This is a genomic window from Chryseobacterium culicis (assembly GCF_002979755.1).
In the GTDB taxonomy this organism is placed as follows: Bacteria; Bacteroidota; Bacteroidia; order Flavobacteriales; family Weeksellaceae; genus Chryseobacterium; species Chryseobacterium culicis_A.
The window spans coordinates 175,412-193,337 of sequence record NZ_PCPP01000004.1 but is presented as its reverse complement, the minus strand read 5'-3'; the positions used below and the strand labels follow the sequence as shown (position 1 = coordinate 193,337).

The following is a 17,926-nucleotide window of genomic DNA, read 5'->3' as shown; positions in this document are numbered from 1 at the left end:
ATTATTCTCTTTCTAAAACTCATTTTTCACAAAAACAATAGCGTTTATTGAGCTTTTATTCTGGTTAAAATTATTGCCTGATGACAACTCTCTTCATAAAAACTTATGCTACACTCACTCCAAAAAGCCTTCCCACTAATGCGGTAATTCCCATGGCAACAGTTCCCCAGAAACAGATCCTTAATACAGCTATTTTGATACTTGAACCTCCTGCTCTGGCAGAAATTGCTCCTAAAAGCATCAAGAATATGATGGAGAATCCATATTGGAAGTACACCATCTGTTTAATTGGAGCCAAAAGAGAAACGGTAAATGGCAATAAAGCTCCTACAGCAAATGAACCGAAAGAAGCCATTGCTGCCTGTAAAGGTTTAGCCTGTGTTATTTCATTAATTCCAAGTTCATCACGGGCATGTGCTCCCAATGCATCATGTTCTGTCAATTCAATGGCTACCTGCATCGCTGTTTCTTTGGTACAGCCTCTTTTTTCATACACTTTGGCCAATTCTCTAAGTTCTACCTCCGGCATTTGTTCAAGCTCACGTTTTTCGCGGATCAGATCTGCTTTCTCTGTATCTTCCTGTGAACTTACGGAAACATATTCACCGGCTGCCATAGACATTGCCCCGGCAATCATACCCGCCAGTGCTGCAAGAATAATCATATGCCGATCCGGTTCTGCAGCTGCAACTCCTATGACGATACTTGTGGTGGATAACAACCCGTCATTCGCTCCCAATACCGCTGCCCGAAGCCAGCCTACTCTGTTTACATAATGTTTCTCCAGCTGATGATGCATAACTTTTATTTTGGTGTTAGGCTAAAGTTACCCAATATTTCATCAAGAATCATTTTAAATTATATTCATTTTTATTTCGGATAGGGGTTCTCAAACAATTTATAACACCTTAAAAATCAAAACCAAAAATCACAAACCCACCCCATTCTGTCCGGAAATTCCTATTTTCTTATCTTTGCAACAATGAATTTATTATATATCAACTGGGACATCAATCCCGAAATCGTCAATATCCTAGGACTTCCTATAAAATATTACGGATTATTATTTCTTACAGGACTTGTTTTATCACTAAATATTTTAAAACGTATTTATAAAAAAGAAGGCCTCAGTACCCAAGCACACGAAGCTTTATTCTCCTATGCGCTTATAGGAATTTTGGTGGGTGCGAGGCTGGGACACTGTCTTTTTTATGATTTTGATTATTATTTACAACATCCGCTTGAAATATTTTTACCGATTCAGAAAGGACCAGACGGAGTTTATCATTTTACAGGATTTGCAGGTCTTGCCAGTCATGGTGGTGGTATCGGTCTGGTGATTATGCTTCTTTTATATGCAAGAAAATTTTCTATTCCGTTTATGACGGTTCTGGATGCTATAGCAATTGTACTTCCGTTGGGAGGAACCTTCATCAGGCTGGCTAATCTGATGAATTCTGAAATCATCGGAGTTCCTACTGATGTTCCATGGGCGTTTATCTTCCGTCAGGTAGATGATCTTCCGAGACATCCGGCACAACTGTATGAAGCCATCTCTTATGCCCTTATTTTCTTATTTATTTACCTTATTTATAGGAAAAATATTTTTAAAATCGGAAAAGGGTTTTATTTTGGGATCAGTATTCTGCTCATCTTTATTATGAGAATTCTGATTGAATTTATCAAGGTGGATCAGGTAGAATTTGAGCACGGAATGATCCTGAATATGGGACAGCTTCTGAGCATTCCATTTGTTCTTCTTGGATTATTTTTTATCATTAAAAGTATATTGGAGAAAGGAAAGATTAAAACGACTTAATTTTTTCATTCATTTTACCATAAAAAACTCACTGAAAGCTATTTTCAGTGAGTTTCTTTTTTAATGGATTTTACAATATACTATCTGGTTGTATATCCGCCGTTAGCAAATATCGTCTGTCCTGTGATCCACCAACCTTCTGTTACCAGAAATTCTACCAATGGAGCAATATCTTTAATATCCGTCAGTCCTCCGAGTGCTGATGCTGATTTATGATAAGCTACCGCATCATCGGTTTCCTGTCCGTAGAAGAAAGGAGTATCCATTGGACCGGGTGCTACTGCGGTTACCGAAATCCCTCTGTTTCCAAATTCTTTGGAAGCTGCTCTTGTAAAATGTTCTACCGGTGCTTTTGCTCCTGCATATGTGGAATACAGTCCAGTGTAAGCCGCCAGCAATGAAGTAACTATGGTACAGATTTTTCCGTGATCATTCAGCTTTTTACCCGCTTCCTGTAAAAAGAAGTAGGCAGATTTTGAATTGACATTGAACATGGTATCATATTCTGCTTCTGTAGTCTCCGAAAATGGTTTTTTAAGTACCATTCCCACGGTATTGATTGCAATATCAATTCCTCCGAAACGGGAAATCGTTTCCTCAAAGAACTTTGTAATATGGTCTACTTTGGTAAGGTCACCCTGGAATAGAAATGCTTCTGCTCCCAATGCCTGTACTTCAGCCAGTGTTTTTTCACTTTCTGCTTTTGAGCTTTCACTGTTGTAGTGGATGGCCAGCTTTGCCCCTTTTGCCGCAAAATCTCTGCTTAATAATCCGCCTAAATTTTTACCACCTCCGGCAATTAAAACAACTTTCCCTTTTACATTTTGTGTTGACATGTTTTTATATTTAAATGTTAATGAGACAAAGATGAATAATAAAAACGGCCTCAACATGGTGAAATTTTCGGGATTTTTTAATTTCGAATCTCCTGCTGAAGGTGAAATATTTTTTATTTTTTATGTAAACAATAGCTTTCTAATAGAATGCTATTTACCAGCCAGATACGCCTTGAGACCAGCCTTTTCAGTTAAACACTTTTGTATAATTCCCAAAATCACATCAATTTTAGGCATAACATTTGATACGTTCCTCCCGTATCACGCACCACCACTTCATTTTTAATATATTTTTTTATAATCCTCAGGTTTCTGGGGATTTTTTATAGGATTATTACCGCTTTCTTTATACTCTTACACTCAGAACATAACATATCCGGCAAAACCATTTCTGATAATCAATCATTTAAAACCTGATTATTCATTTTATTGTTGTATATTTGTACATTATAAACCAAGTCTCTACTTTGTTTTCTGTAACGACCCGAATATTTTTATTCAGTCTTTGCCTTTTGAGCAGCCATCTTTTTAACTTTTATTCTTCTATTAAGAACAATACTTGTCGGAATTTTAAAGCTCTGTATGATTGGGATGATCCAAAACAGAAAACATAGCCAGGCTTTATAGGGTCTAAAACAGATCAGATTGAACCAATTAATTTATAGAAACTAAATACTAAAAATAATTTATGGCAGATTCTTTTTCTAAAAAGGAAAATTTCAAGAAAAAAATTCAAAAGCAAAAAGAAAAGGCGCTAAGACGCGAAGAACGTAAAACGAACAACAACAAAGGAGCGGAGGATGTCTTCATGTATGTAGACGAATTCGGAAGATTAACTTCTACTCCACCTGAACAAAGACAGGAAGTAAACCTGGATGATATTCAATTGGGTGCTGCACCTATCATTGAAGAAGATCCAAGAAAAACAGGAATTGTTACTTTCCTGAGTGAAAAAGGATATGGCTTCATTACTGAAGATAATAACAAAGAAAATATCTTCTTCCACAACAACAACTGTGCAGAGCCTGTGAAAAAAGGAAACAAAGTATCTTTCGAAAAAGAGAAATCTCCTAAAGGATTTTCTGCTGTTGAAATTCAGCTTGTTAAATAAACACATAGCAGAGCACCTATTTTTTGTAAGATAAGTGCTTTAGTGATGTAATACAATAATAAAAAGACAGTTTGAACTCTTTCAAACTGTCTTTTTTTGTGCTTATTTAAATCGTTTTAAAGTTTCGGTTTTATCATACTCGGAGTTTCACCGAACTGATTCTTGAATGATTTTGAAAAGTGGGAAAAATTCTTAAAACCTACTTCCCCATATACCTCATTAGGTTTTTTGTCTGAATTCAGTATCAAATCACGGGCTTTTTCCAGCCTTCGTTTCGTTATCCATCTGCTGGGTGTTTCTCCAAATATTTTATAAAAATCTTTTTTTAATGTTGAGATACTCCTTCCTGTAAAATGAGCCAGTTCATTAATGCTTAAATCACTGGTATAATTTTCTTCCACAAACTTTTCCAAATCAATCTTCCAGGGATCTGAAATATCAAAAAAGTGAGGGATAAGGTCTTGCTTTACTTCAATAATATAGTATAGGATTTCTTTTATTTTCAACAACATAATATCCCGAGAAGGATGAAAATTCTGTTTTACAAAGGAATGCAGGGTTTCAAAATAGGTCTGGGTAAAAAAATTCTCAGGAATGATCTCGTAAAGATTATTATTGATAGGAATAATATCTTCCAGTTTTGAAAGTATCGGCCTAAAATCATTGTAAAGCCGTCTAAGTACAGTGGGTTTAAAATGTAATGAAATACAACAAAATGGAGAATCAGAAGAAGGGATTTTTTCCTTATGCAAAAAATGGTTGCGCTTTATAAAAACGGTTTGTCCTGATTCAAAAGAGACATCCTCTTCCGGTGAACGAAGGGTCAGTTTCCCTGAAATAATGTATATCAGACAATGATAATTAATTCTTGTTTCACAAATATTGTGTTGGTCACTATAGTAGCAAACCAGGTCATCATCATTATTATTATAGATAATATAATTTTCCGGGTCAAAATATTTTTCTTCACTCATTGTATATCTATTTCATCATAACCAATTTTAAACATTTATAAGATAATCATTACAAAAATACTATAAAATCGTTCAAACCATTCCGCTTATGTATTATAATGATCTTTAAATTAAGTCTTTTCAACGCCGGGGAATTCTTTAGACTTAAATTTTCTAAAGCCAGTTAGTAAGTTCAAAAACGACCTTATCCACTGTAATCGGATCTTCATAGAACTGATATTGCACCTGATCTCCGTCAAACCAGATCAGTTTCTTTTCTTTGGAAGGAATTTTCTCAAACATCTGTTTTGGGGTAATGGGACCACTTGCAGCTTTATCACTATGGATCATCACAACGGGCTGGATGATCTTACTCATGATATCGCTTACGTCATACCCCCATATCAATTCTTCAGACATTTGGGTGATTTTATTTTCCCATTTTCCTTTGTATTTAGTGAAATCGGTACGTAATTCCCAAGGTCCATACCAGTTAGTAATATGCTGAAAAGGCATTATAGCAGGCATATCATCACCTTCAACAAGGCCAATATGCATGTAGTCTATTTCTCCTGTTTTTTCATATTTCTCTCTTGATCTGCGACCTCTTTCTATTTTCTTTTCCACTTCATCTCTGGATAAATAGTTGGCTCCCATGGCCGGAGATAATAATGCTGAAGCTACCAGCATCACTTTTTTGATTCTTTTATCTTTTGTGGCAGCTTCTGCTATCCAGTTAGTTCCCTGGCAGACTCCTAATGCATAAATCGTGTCTTTTGAGACATCATCCAAAGATAAAAGGTAATCTACGGAAGCAATGATATCCTCTACTTTGCTTTTCCTGTCTTCAAACTGACGTGGGGTTCCTTCACTTTCACCATAATATCTTGGATCATAGATCAGTGTCATAAAGCCTTCTTTTGCAAGTCTTGCTGCATATTGCACCGGGCTTTGCTCTTTGACGAAAGCAATAGGTCCAAAGATTGTTATTGTACCTTTTGGTTTTCCTGCCGGTTGAAATAACAATCCTGAGATCTTTGTTCCGTGGCTTAGAAAAGAAATTTGTTTTACGTTATAATTACTTTGTACACTCATTTTTTTATTTTTATATTTTGACACAATACATTGTTATTCCATGAAACCACGCATTACAAAAATGCAAAGACTGATTTCATCTATGAATTATTTAGTTTGTTTAGTTTTGTAACTTTCATGGGCACTTCCAAAATACCTGCTAATTTCTTCTGAAAACTGATAAAATGTTCTGTATTAAGATGTTCTTCCAGATGACTTTCAGAAAGCCATAATTCTGTAAAAAACAATGTAGAATTATTTTTATCCATACTGTCATGAGGATAATAATAGATACATCCGGTTTCCATGACAGTAGGCGAAACCATTTTCAGCATTGCCTTTTTTACTTCTTCTTCTTTTCCTTTTCGGGGATTTAATTCTGCTATTACAAATACCATAAATTTTAGTTTTAAAAATCATATAATGTCCTGCCTGTCTTTCAATAGCATTGCTAAGAATTTCAGACAGAACGTGTTAATAAATATGATCTATCCTTTTGCGATTACCTCTACAATTGTTTCGTTAAAAGCTTTTAAATCATCCGGATAACGGCTTGTTACAAATTTGCCATCAACCACCACTTCTTCATCTACCCAATTCGCTCCAGCATTTTTCATATCTGTACTGATAGATTTATAAGATGTCATTTTTTTACCTCTTACATAATCCAGTTCCGTTAGCGACCATGCTGCATGACAGATCGCTCCAATAGGTTTATGAGCATCTATGAAATGTTTTATAAAAGCCAATGCTTTAGGATTTACCCTTAATAAATCTGGATTGATCTGACCTCCCGGAAGGATTAATGCATCGTAATCTGCAGGATCAGCATTGTCTAACAAAACATCTACTTTGTAGTCCGGTCCCCATGTTGTAAAATCCCATGATTTCACTTTATCTGCCTGAGATGAAACAATATGAGCTATACCTCCTGCAGCTTCTACAGCCTCTTTTGGCTTCGTCAATTCTAATTCTTCAAAACCGTTATCTGTTAATAATGCTACTTTTTTACCTGTTAATATTGCCATAATTTTAAATTGTATTATCTGATAATTTATATATCAGTGTTATTATATATGTGATTTTTATAAGTCATAGAGATTTAAACCTATCTCGTCAGAAAATTTTCTGTTGATTACTACCGCATCTTCGGTGATATAAAATTCGCCTGCACCTCTGATATCTGCAGTCAGTAAATGCCCTGAAATTCCCTGATACTGGTCATTCCCTAAAGAAACATGAATATGCAGATATAACTGTCCGTCTTTTTGTGCAATATTTCCGGTCAGATTCACCACTTCCATCTGTTCTTTATATGTTTTGTCAACATATTTCTTTGTTTGAGGATTGAAAAATCGAAGCTCAGCTCTGTTTACTGCCCCCAGTCCTGTAATTCGTCCAGATTTAATGGCTTTTTTCTGGCAGAAATCGGTAAATGCGGCAACAATTTCCGCCTTATCATTGATACTGATCAGATAAGTATCTTTATTCACCTTTTGTGCCTTCCAGTGATTACCATAAAAAGGAGTTTCATTATTAATAATCTGAGCATAGCTTACAAATCCGAGGAGCAGTAATCCCGTTATAAGCAGTGAAGATTTTGGATTGATTTTCATGATTTCCTGATTGTATTTGATGTATTAATAACTATCTGATTTTCACATTACAAATGTACTTCAAGAAATAAAGCAGGTGTTTTTCCCAAAAGTCATTTTTTGATGTTCTAAAAAATTCAGTTCATCAAATATGCGGTCAGGAACAAAATAGTTCAAAAGCAAAAAGAAAAGGCGCTAAGACGCGAAGAACATAAAACGAACAACAACAAAGGAGCGGAAGAAAACAGGAATTGTTACTTTCCTGAATGAAAAAAGGTATGGTTTCATTACGGAAGATAATAAAGAAAACATTTTCTTCCACAAAGTAGATACATTTTAAACCCTATACAAAGAGACCGCCTGAAGGGCAGTCTCTTTTTTGGGGACATATAAAAAAAGTTAACTCAACTTGTAAAAGTTGGATTCTTACGCAAGATCCTTGAATTATTTCAATTATCATTACGGGAATCCGTAGAAGCTGATTACAATATAAAAGAAGCTGCCTAAAAGACAGCTTCCTTCATCGTAAAAAAAGTAAAAATTAATCCAGTTTCCCGCCCAGTGCTTTAAACAGCAGGACGTTATTTCTGGTATTCTGATGCTGAAACTGCAGTAAATCCAGTTCAGCCGTTAATTTGCTCTTTTGAGAATTAATCAATTCAAAATAGTTCGCGTAACCTGTCAGATACAAATCATTGGAAACCTCAACACCACGGTCAAGAAAGCCTACTTCTTCTGATTTCAGTTTCAAAACACGTTCATAGATCTTTGTCTGTTTCAAAATAGACTGAAGTTCATTAAAAGCAGTCGTAATACTTTTCTGATAATTCAAAAAAGCAATTTCCTGCTCTTTACTCGCTACTTTAAATTCATATTTCAGCTGTCCTTTATTGAAAACCGGAACCATCAATCCTCCTAACAACTGCCCTGCCAGTGAGCTTGGTTTAAAGAATGTTTCCACAGAAAAAGAATTCAGCCCGAAACCAGCCCCCAGATCAATCTTTGGATAAAAAGCAGCTCTTGCAGCCTTCGCATCAGCCTGCGAAGCTTCTAAAACATAATAATTAGCTGCAACATCCGGTCTGGAATGGATCACATTTTCCACATTAATGGCTTTATTCAACACTTCCATATTGGTAGGCATTAATATTTTGCCGCGCTTTACCTCTCCACCATAACTTCCTGTTAATGTGGTAATCGCCTGTTCTACCGTAACGATTTCTACTCTGATGTGTTCAATTTCTGCCAGCCAGTTGTTATTCTGTGCTTTGAACTGCTGCACCGCCAATTCCGTAGCTTTTCCTACTTCACGCTGTGCTAAAACGATTTCAAAAGCCCTTTGCTGAAGCTTATAATTCTTCTGATAAATGGCAAGACGATTGTCTAAGGCTACCAACTGATAATACAGATTGGCAATATCAGTGAAGAGTTCTACCTGTAGCAACCTTAACCCTTCTGTGGAAGCCAGATATTTCTTCTGGGCAGCAATTTTTTTATTTTTCAGTTTTCCCCAGGCATCAATTTCCCAGCTGCTTCTTGCTCCCAGCCAGTAATTCGGGGTAAAATCTCTGTTGATTTTCTGATTTTCCGTAATATTGGGTGAGAGATTCGTATCATAATTTCCTACTCCTTCCATGGTATATTTTCCGTAGCGGTCGCCGGAAGCCTGTACTCCCACTTCAAGAGAAGGCAATAAATCCATCTTTGATCTTTGAAGGAAGCTGTTGGCAATTTCCACTCTCTGCTGGGCAATCTGGAAATCCGGATTTGCCTGAACTACTTTATCAAAAAGTTCCAGCAGCTGCGGATCTGTAAAGTAAGCCTTCAGGTTAATCTGCTGAAATTCATCCTGATTTTTATTTTTATCGGTTCTGATGATTTCATTGGGCAATTCCTGAGCTTTTTTGAGCTCTGTTACTTTGGGAACAGCGCATGAAACAAGGCTTAGTGAGGCTATTCCGTATATTATATTTCTATGATTTAATCTTTTCATCTTTCTTCTTATTTTCAAGTTTTGCAAAGAATATATAGAGTCCCGGAATGACTACTAATCCGAAGATGGTTCCAATCAGCATTCCTCCTGCAGCCGCTGTACCAATAGAACGGTTTCCTATTGCACCTGCTCCGGATGCAATACATAACGGAATAAGTCCTGCTACAAATGCAAAAGAAGTCATCAGAATTGGTCTCAGACGTTGTCTTGCGCCTTCAATAGCTGCCGGAATGATATCAAATCCCTGCTTATTTCTTGCCACTGCAAATTCTACGATCAGAATAGCATTTTTAGCTAAAAGACCAATCAGCATGACCAATGCTACCTGTGCATAAATATTATTATCCAATCCCATCAGTACCAAAGCGATATAAGAACCGAAAATCCCTGTTGGCAGGCTTAATAATACAGGCATTGGAAGAAGGAAACTTTCGTATTGTGCCGCCAATAAAAGATAGACGAATAAAAGACAGATTGCGAAGATATAAACAGTCTGGTTTCCTGATAAAATCTCTTCCCTTGTCATTCCTGACCATTCAATATCAAACCCTCTTGGCAAAGTCTCTTTGGCCACACGTTCTACCGCTGCAATAGCATCTCCTGAGCTATAGCCATCTGCAGGCTCTCCATTGATCATAGCAGACATATACATATTATACCTTGTCAGTACTTCAGGTCCGTATACTTTTTCAATAGTGATGAATGTGGAGAAGGGAACCATTTCACCTTTGTCATTTTTTAAATATAAATTCAGAATACTTTCAGGAGTATCTCTGTGTTCAGGACTTGCCTGTACCATCACTTTATACATCTGGCTAAAACGGATAAAATTCGTAGCGTAATAAGATCCCAGCATGGTCTGCAACGTGGACATCGCATTATCTACCGATACACCTTTCTTTGCAGCCATATCATAATCTACATTGATCATGTATTGGGGGAAAGTAGCATCAAAGCTGGTGAAGTTATTCTGAAGCTCCGGAGCTTCATTCAGTTTTTTCACAAAATCTTTAGTGATCTTATCGGTATTTTCGATCGTTCCTCCGGTTCTGTCTAATAAACGTAATTCAAAACCACTGGTATTACCGAAACCAGGGACCGTTGGCGGTGCAAAAATTTCAATCTGTGCATCTGCAATACTCTTTGTTTTATCTGATAGTTCTGTGATCAGATCATTGACAGAAATATTTCTTTCTTTCCAGTCTTTAAGATTGATCATCGCCATTCCGTAGGATGAGCCTGCAATTTCTGTTACAATACTGTACCCGGCAAGAGTGGTCACGTTTTCTACGCCTTTAATTTTTTTGGCAATAACGGTCACTTCATCCAGTACTTTTTCTGTTCTCTCTACTGTTGCTCCCTGTGGAGTCGTCACACTTATGTATACCATTCCCTGATCTTCCATGGGAATAAATCCGGTTGGCAGGAATTTACTGGTCACAAAAGTAAGTCCGACAAATAAAAATAACAGTCCAAAAGTTACGGTAGTTCTTGTTGCGAATTTTGTTAAAATTCCTACATAGCCATTCGTCAGTCTTTCAAAGCCTGTATTGAAACTCTGGAAAGCTCTGTCGATGATTGTTTTCTTCTTATCATGATTGTGAGGTTTTAAAATAATTGCACAAAGCGCTGGAGTTAACGTCAAAGCATTCACTCCGGAAATCACAATACTGATTGCCAGTGTTAATGAAAACTGACGGTAAAATACTCCTACCGGACCATCAAGGAACGCCACAGGAATAAATACTGCTGACATCACAATGGTAATAGCCACTACCGCTCCTGCAATTTCTTTGGTTGCGCTAATGGTGGCATCCATGGCATTCATTCCTTCTTCCATTTTAACGTGGACGGCTTCAACGACGACAATAGCATTATCCACTACAATACCTATCGCAAGCACCAGGGCAAACAGCGTTAAAAGGTTAACCGAGAAATCCAGCATATTCATGAAGGCAAAAGTTCCTACCAATGCCACGGGTACAGCCAATACAGGAATCAATGTGGAACGCCAGTCCTGAAGGAAGATAAATACTACAATTCCTACCAGAATAAAGGCTTCAATAAGGGTTGTCAATACCGCACTGATGGAAGCATCCAGGAATCTGGAAACATCATAAGCCATGTTGTACTCCATTCCGGGAGGGAAAGATGTGACTTTTAGTTCTTCCATTTTTGCTTTTACACTTTCAATCACTTCGGAAGCGTTGGAACCCGGGCGCTGCTTCATCATGATGGATGCAGAAGGTCTTCCGTCTGTTTTGGAAACCATTCCGTAGTTCATGGCACCGAATTCAACTTTCGCAATATCCTTAAGCTTTAAGATTGTTCCGTCCACATCAGATCTGATGGGAACTTCTTCATATTGTTTAGGCTCAAAAAACTTTCCTTTGTATTTGATTACATACTGAAGCTGGCTGGAAGTTTTCCCAGAGGTTTCACCCACTTTTCCGGGTGCTGCGGAAATATTCTGTTTTTGAAGGGAAGTAATTACTTCGTCTGCAGAGATATTATACGCTGCCATTTTTTGAGGATCCAGCCATACTCTCATGGAGTATTCTTTCTGTCCCATAATCTCCGCACGCCCTACTCCATCAATACGTTTCAGCTCCTGAAGAACATTAATATCTGTAAAGTTATAAATGAACTGCTCATCCTGACTCGGATCCGCACTTGTGATATTGAGATACATCAGCATACTGTTTACCTCTTTTTCAGTGGTAACACCGGCTCTGATTACCTCTTCAGGAAGCTCATCAAGAATAGTTGTCACTCTGTTCTGAACGTTTACCGCCGCTACATCAGGATCTGTTCCTACTTCAAAGAAAACCTGGATAAGGGTGAGACCGTCATTGGAAGTTACCGTTGACATATAGGTCATCCCCGGTACTCCATTGATAGCACGTTCCAGAGGAAGGGCTACCGCATTGGCAGACACTTCAGCATTCGCTCCTGTATATTTTGCAGTAACGGTTACTGAAGGGGGAACAATATCAGGAAACTGAGTGATTGGCATCTTCAGTAAAGCCATGATCCCCAGCAGAACAAATAATATGGAAATAACCAACGAAAGAACCTTTCGTCTTATAAACATTTCTACCATAGTTAATTGATTTAAAAATTATGAAAGGTTAATGCTTCTTTTTGATTTTGATAATATCACCATCTTTCAAAGACTGAGTCCCTTCATAAATGATTAAATCTCCTTTTTTAAGACCACTTTCCACCATATAAGAATCTCTTAGTGTAGTACCGATCTTAATATTGGTCATTTTCACTTTATTCTGCTTATCCACTACAAAAACATAAGTCTTGTCCTGAATGGAGAAGGTAGATTTTTGCGGAATAAGAATCGCGTTATTCTGTTGTTCAGAAATAATAAGTTTCCCGGAAGTTCCGTGTTTAATCAAACGGTCAGGATTTGGGAAAAGTACTTTATACCGAATGGAACCTGTGGTTCTGTCGATTTCTCCTTCAGCTGTTTTTAAAGCTCCGTTAAACTGATAATTAACCCCGTTGGGAAGAGTCAGTTCAATCTTTTGATGACTCCCGATTTTATCGTTGGCTAAAAGCTCGAAATATAAGTTTTCAGGAATAGAGAAATAGGCATACACTTCGTTCAATTGGGAAAGTGTGGTCAATAGGGTTCCATTTTCCACCAAACTTCCGTCTTTATGGGGAATTACGTCAATCACTCCGTCAAAAGGTGCTGTGATTCTTGTAAAGCTTATTTTCTGAAGAACGGTTCTCTTTTCTGCATCGGCAAAGGCATGTTTTGCTTTGGCAGAGGACAGTTTGGCTTTCACCATTTCCAGTTCGTTATTGGCAACAAACTTTTTAGCGTGAAGACTCTGAATCTGCTTCAGCTCTACTTCTGCTATGCGAACATCTGCTTCCGTCTGCTTCAATGTAGCGTTTGCCTTCAGAAGTTCCATCTGTAGTTCAGCATCATTGATTTTAAATAAAGCCTGCCCCTGATGTACAAATTGTCCCTCATTCACATAAATATGCTGTATGATGCCTCCGATTCTCGAACGCATTTCTACATTTTTTTTAGCCTGGATATCGGTCACAAACTGGTTGCTCACCAATGTATCTTTTTCTTTGATTTCCAGTACGGGAACTTCTTTATCTTTTTGATTACTTTTTTCTTTGTCTTTACTGCATGACACAGCGAATAATGTTGCCATAAGGCAAATTATTACAGTTTTAAAATACATTTTTTAAATGTTTAAGTTATAAAATTTCCGTTAAAATGATTTGGTATTCAATAACTTAAATCTAGTACAACTGGAGAAGATGGAGAAAGGATTTAACTCCACAAATAATAGAAATTGCGATTTCAGGAAGCGTAACTTTTGGAATAACTTTTAAAATTCCTGAAAAATCGGCAATTGAAGGATCGCTTTTTTTAACTGAATGTTTTACAATTTTAGCAGCAGCAGGCAATGCATGCGTATTCATATCTGCTTCTTCGTAAACATCAAGAACATGAATGTTTGTTACAGGCGGAACATGAGGAATATTCTGCAACGATTTTTCTGCCCAATTCGAATTGAAAAGGGAAAAAACCAGTATGATATAGAATAAGAAAAATGACCTCAGACTTGCCATGTCAAACAGAACACATTAGTTTTTCAGTAAAAACGATAATCCTGCAAAAATAGGGATTTCTACTGGGAAATCCAGCCCTTGAACTGTTAAAAAAACTTAAACAATCGATTAATAATTCTATTAATTGGAATTTGAATTCCTTCGGAATGACAAAGAGAATGCTAAGTCTATTCATACGGTCTGTGATTCTATAGGAATCCAACTAGAACCGTTAAAAGTCTTGACTAAAGCCAGATGAATTTTGGTTTATTATTAACGGACTAAAGCCCGTTCCTATTGAATGATTAAAATTGTATCGCTAAAACAATTTGCTGAGTACTCTGAAGCGATAATCAAAAATATGTTCCAGTTTCTTTCTGACAAAAATGCGATGGGCAATTTCACCTAAAAAGCCCATAGGAAGTTTATAATCTATAGTATCTCTCATCAAAACGCCTTCTGCATTGGGAATAAATTCATGATGATGATTCCATAATTTGTATGGCCCTTTTTTCTGAAAATCAATGAAACTTTTCTGAAAATCAACGTGGGTAATCTCGGTCTGCCATTTCATTTTAATCCCAAACAATGGAGAGACATAATAGTCGATGAGCATTCCTTCATAGATTTCATCATCTTCCATTTCCGTTAAAACAATAAAACCCATATCTTTCGGAGTGATCTCTGAAAGATTATTTGCTGAGGAAAAGAATTTCCATGCGGTTTCTATATCACAGTTGAGCTGTTGTTCGCGGAAAAGGGTATGTTTCATAAGACGGAATCAGTTTACATGATTGTTATGAAACAAATGTATGACAAAGATTTAATTATAGATCCACATTAATACAGGTTTTCCGGATTTCTGAATCATCGGATCAATTTCCTTCATCGCATTATTGGAAACAGTGGGACAGCCCCATCCTTCAGGAGATCCATTCGGGAAAGTTTCATTATCGCTCATCAGATTCCAGGAATGAAACACAATAAATCTTTTCAATGCATTGCTATTGGTTTCTTCAAGGCCGTGCATCAGGTATTTTATATTAATTCCCCAATCACTGTACCCTCTTCCTTCAAGCTTATATTTCCCTAAAGAAGACAGATGGCTTCCGTCTTCATTACTAAATCCAGGATCTGCTTTAGAATTGTCCTTACTCCATGAATTGGAACCGCAGCCATGCCCTACCAGGTATTTTTTTGAGATCTTATTACTTTTAAAATCCCAAACAAAAAAACGGTTAACACCTGAATGAAGGCTCATATCAATAAGGATACAGAAATCCTTGTTAAGGTTCTTTGAAGTACAGAATTTCAATGCTTCTTCCGCTTTTATTTTTAGTTTAGAAAGATCTGCTTCAGGTTTCTTTTCTGTAACTACAGGTGTTTCAGCAGTTCTTATTCTATTATTTTTTCTTTCTTGTGAACATGAAACTATCCAAAAGATGATGAAAAACAGATAAACCCTCTTCATGTATTATTTATAGTGTTGAAAAATTCCGAAATCAGAAGGTGTCCAAAGTGCTGCTTTCTGTCCTGCTGCTTTTAAAGCATTATTTGACCATGTATTACAGGTGTAAAGAAAACTGTAAGTTCCTTTAGCATCATAAAAGGCATCATTATCACTGTACACCGCATTTGTGGGGATTAACATGAAGTTTCCGTTCTGATCTCTGTCAAATTTATCTTCTACAAATTTCACTAAGTTCTGATACTGACTTCTGCTAATCATAATCATTTTGCAGTCATCTCCTTCTTTCATTGTATTATAATAGGTACAATGCATGGCAGAATCGCTTAGCCAGAATGCGGCTTTTACGGCTGTCGAAAACTTAAGGTCTGCCCAGGTTGGAGTATCAAGATAGAACCCTTTATCACCCCATCCTATTCCGATATACTGATAATCTGTTTTTTTTGATTTTGTATTGGCAAAAGGAATTTGCTGGCTCCAGTCCTGCAGATCGTTTTTCACAGGCATTACGATATCTGTGTGCACCCCGTTGGTATAAATGTAGATGGGAATTTCTTTCTTCTGTCCGTCATCCTTTGCAGAAACAGGAATATAGGGAATCAGCAGCCCGAGGATTACATAAATAATCACAATTCCTAAAATAATTCCTATCACTTTCAGGAGATACATTAATATCGATTTCACAGTCATGTTTTTTAATAAAATTTAATCTTTAATTTTTAGTAAAAGTATTTGTTTTAATCGAAAAAATGGCTATATTTAGTTACGAAATATTCACAAATATGCGTAAAAATACTAAATCCCAAAAAAGATTTAAAGTAAGAGTAAAAACAGCTCCTAAAAGAATACAGAAAAAACGTTGATTTTCGGTGAGATTTTAATCTCCTGGAAATCAATTTTTCTTTATAGGAAAGGTTTTTCAAGAAACTTATTGAAATAAATCTTCACCTCCTTAAAGCGAAAAATTTAAGGAATGGTCGATTATCAGCTTTAGTTTGGAACTACAAAAAATTCCAAAGGAGGGATTGTCACCGAAAGTTCAGAGAAAAATCAGTCAGAAGACTTCTGTAAAAACTCAATATTTCTTTTCAGTCCTGCAAATTTGGTACGTTTCACAGGTGATTTTCTGAAGATTTCTGAGAAAATCTCCTGAGTGATTTCTTTCCACTCTCCTTTTTTGAAGTTTTTTAAAGCTTCATTAGGCTGGAATCGGCTCTGTTTGTTAGGCGCTGAGAATCTGTTCCACGGGCATACATCCTGGCAGATATCACAACCAAACATCCAGTCCTCCATTTTATCTTTAAAATGGCTGGGAATCTCATCCTTCAGTTCTATGGTTGCATAGGAGATGCAGCGGCTTCCATCAATAATTTTTTCAGAAACGATAGCATCTGTGGGACATGCATCAATACATTTACGGCAGCTTCCGCAGTGATCTGTAGTCGCATGATCCGGAATAAGTTCCAGATCACAGATAATTTCAGCCAAAAAATAGAAAGAACCGCTTTGTTTGGTGATGAGGTTGGCATTTTTCCCTACCCAGCCTATTCCTGACTTTTTCGCCCAGGCTCTTTCCAAAACCGGTGCAGAATCTACAAAAACCCGGAATCCGAATTCTCCTATTTCTTCCTGTAACTCAGCTACCATCTCACGGAGAATTTCTTTGATTACTTCATGATAATCTTCTGCATAAGCATATTTTGAAATCTTATAGTTTTCCAGAATTGAAATTTTTTCTTCGGGAAAGTAGTTATAAGAAAGGGAAATCACAGATTTTGAACCTTCTACGAGAAGGCGTGGATCAAGTCTTTTGTCGAAATGGTTTTCCATATATTTCATTTCGCCATTAAAATTATTCTTGAGCCATTTTTCGAGGCGGGGAGCCTCTTCTTCCAGAAAATCAGCTTTGGAAATACCACAATTCTGAAACCCAAAACTTTTTGCCTTGGACTTTATCAGTTGGGAATATTTTTCAGCAGCTGCATTCATAATTTCACAGTGCAAAATTAAGATTATTTTATCAATCTTCTGATTTTGGCCGAAGTTCCCCTGATCTATACCTTCTACCCAGCTTCTTTTCTGAAAAATTATGTTTTCATTAGGATTTTTTTCAAAAAAAAATTGCGTAATTTCGTTTTTAATTTAATGTTTAAACCCAACAACTATGTCTTTAATAGAAGTAATACAATCCGGAAACTATGAATTAATTGACGTTCGCGAGCCAATGGAGCTTGAAATGGACGGTAATATAGATGGTGCTAAGAATATTCCTTTAGGTGAAGTAGAAGATAGACAAGATGAGATTCTATCTATTGAAAAGCCGGTCATCTTATTCTGCAGAAGTGGAAACAGAAGCGGAAAAGCATTGGATTATCTTACTGCTCAAGGATTAAGGGACGGTTATAACGGCGGAGGCTGGGCTGAGCTAAAGGCTGTTCTGGAAGCAAATCAGGGAACTTTTTAAAAGTTCCTTTTTTTATACCC

The 17,926-nt window shown here is 36.8% G+C and carries 18 protein-coding genes; 3 read left to right on the top strand and 15 right to left on the bottom strand.

Annotated features, from left to right (window positions below; translation table 11 throughout):
- Window positions 1–103: 103 nt before the first annotated feature.
- A complete protein-coding gene (locus CQ022_RS19200; RefSeq protein ID WP_105683906.1) occupies window positions 104–799 on the bottom strand; it encodes a VIT family protein in 696 nt (231 codons plus the stop codon).
- A gap of 183 nt (window positions 800–982) precedes the next feature.
- On the opposite strand from CQ022_RS19200, the gene lgt reads away from it, so the two are divergent.
- Window positions 983–1,819 (top strand): prolipoprotein diacylglyceryl transferase, encoded by an 837-nt coding sequence (gene lgt / locus CQ022_RS19195; protein WP_105683905.1) that lies wholly within the window; start codon window positions 983–985, stop codon window positions 1,817–1,819.
- An 80-nt stretch (window positions 1,820–1,899) separates the two neighbouring features.
- Here lgt and CQ022_RS19190 read toward each other — a convergent pair whose 3' ends face one another.
- On the bottom strand, window positions 1,900–2,655 hold the full coding sequence (locus tag CQ022_RS19190) for an SDR family oxidoreductase (protein WP_105683904.1): 756 nt from the start codon (window positions 2,653–2,655) through the stop codon (window positions 1,900–1,902).
- Between the two features lie 688 nt (window positions 2,656–3,343).
- On the opposite strand from CQ022_RS19190, the gene CQ022_RS19180 reads away from it, so the two are divergent.
- Entirely contained in the window at window positions 3,344–3,766 is a 423-nt protein-coding gene (locus tag CQ022_RS19180; RefSeq protein ID WP_105683902.1) for a cold shock domain-containing protein, read from the top strand.
- 116 nt (window positions 3,767–3,882) lie between these two features.
- Here the strand turns inward: CQ022_RS19180 and CQ022_RS19175 are convergent, their stop codons facing one another.
- From CQ022_RS19175 to queG, 13 genes are all read right to left on the bottom strand, one after another.
- The gene (locus CQ022_RS19175) at window positions 3,883–4,740 is read right to left on the bottom strand and encodes a helix-turn-helix domain-containing protein (protein WP_105683901.1); all 858 of its coding nucleotides are present in this window, start codon (window positions 4,738–4,740) and stop codon (window positions 3,883–3,885) included.
- 153 nt (window positions 4,741–4,893) lie between these two features.
- Complete coding sequence (locus CQ022_RS19170; RefSeq protein WP_123864458.1) at window positions 4,894–5,814, bottom strand: alpha/beta hydrolase; 921 nt, start codon at window positions 5,812–5,814, stop codon at window positions 4,894–4,896.
- 80 nt (window positions 5,815–5,894) lie between these two features.
- Complete coding sequence (locus tag CQ022_RS19165; protein ID WP_105683899.1) at window positions 5,895–6,191, bottom strand: putative quinol monooxygenase; 297 nt, start codon at window positions 6,189–6,191, stop codon at window positions 5,895–5,897.
- Between the two features lie 90 nt (window positions 6,192–6,281).
- On the bottom strand, window positions 6,282–6,821 hold the full coding sequence (locus CQ022_RS19160) for a type 1 glutamine amidotransferase domain-containing protein (protein ID WP_105683898.1): 540 nt from the start codon (window positions 6,819–6,821) through the stop codon (window positions 6,282–6,284).
- Between the two features lie 57 nt (window positions 6,822–6,878).
- On the bottom strand, window positions 6,879–7,409 hold the full coding sequence (locus CQ022_RS19155) for a PPC domain-containing DNA-binding protein (protein ID WP_105683897.1): 531 nt from the start codon (window positions 7,407–7,409) through the stop codon (window positions 6,879–6,881).
- A gap of 520 nt (window positions 7,410–7,929) precedes the next feature.
- Window positions 7,930–9,381, bottom strand: a complete 1,452-nt coding sequence (locus CQ022_RS19145) for an efflux transporter outer membrane subunit (protein ID WP_105683896.1) — start codon at window positions 9,379–9,381, stop codon at window positions 7,930–7,932.
- Entirely contained in the window at window positions 9,362–12,484 is a 3,123-nt protein-coding gene (locus tag CQ022_RS19140) for an efflux RND transporter permease subunit (protein WP_105683895.1), read from the bottom strand. Before CQ022_RS19140 ends, CQ022_RS19145 begins: the two co-directional genes overlap by 20 nt.
- A 28-nt stretch (window positions 12,485–12,512) precedes the next feature.
- The gene (locus tag CQ022_RS19135; protein ID WP_105683894.1) at window positions 12,513–13,601 is read right to left on the bottom strand and encodes an efflux RND transporter periplasmic adaptor subunit; all 1,089 of its coding nucleotides are present in this window, start codon (window positions 13,599–13,601) and stop codon (window positions 12,513–12,515) included.
- A 61-nt stretch (window positions 13,602–13,662) separates the two neighbouring features.
- The gene (locus tag CQ022_RS19130) at window positions 13,663–13,995 is read right to left on the bottom strand and encodes a hypothetical protein (RefSeq protein WP_105683893.1); all 333 of its coding nucleotides are present in this window, start codon (window positions 13,993–13,995) and stop codon (window positions 13,663–13,665) included.
- A 298-nt stretch (window positions 13,996–14,293) separates the two neighbouring features.
- The gene (locus CQ022_RS19125; protein WP_105683892.1) at window positions 14,294–14,746 is read right to left on the bottom strand and encodes an SRPBCC family protein; all 453 of its coding nucleotides are present in this window, start codon (window positions 14,744–14,746) and stop codon (window positions 14,294–14,296) included.
- A gap of 51 nt (window positions 14,747–14,797) precedes the next feature.
- A complete protein-coding gene (locus CQ022_RS19120) occupies window positions 14,798–15,445 on the bottom strand; it encodes a murein L,D-transpeptidase catalytic domain-containing protein (protein WP_105683891.1) in 648 nt (215 codons plus the stop codon).
- A 3-nt stretch (window positions 15,446–15,448) separates the two neighbouring features.
- Window positions 15,449–16,132, bottom strand: a complete 684-nt coding sequence (locus CQ022_RS19115) for a TIGR02117 family protein (RefSeq protein ID WP_105683890.1) — start codon at window positions 16,130–16,132, stop codon at window positions 15,449–15,451.
- A 360-nt stretch (window positions 16,133–16,492) separates the two neighbouring features.
- Window positions 16,493–17,431 (bottom strand): tRNA epoxyqueuosine(34) reductase QueG, encoded by a 939-nt coding sequence (gene queG, locus CQ022_RS19110; protein ID WP_105683889.1) that lies wholly within the window; start codon window positions 17,429–17,431, stop codon window positions 16,493–16,495.
- A 175-nt stretch (window positions 17,432–17,606) separates the two neighbouring features.
- On the opposite strand from queG, the gene CQ022_RS19105 reads away from it, so the two are divergent.
- The gene (locus tag CQ022_RS19105; RefSeq protein WP_105683888.1) at window positions 17,607–17,906 is read left to right on the top strand and encodes a rhodanese-like domain-containing protein; all 300 of its coding nucleotides are present in this window, start codon (window positions 17,607–17,609) and stop codon (window positions 17,904–17,906) included.
- Window positions 17,907–17,926 lie beyond the last annotated feature (20 nt).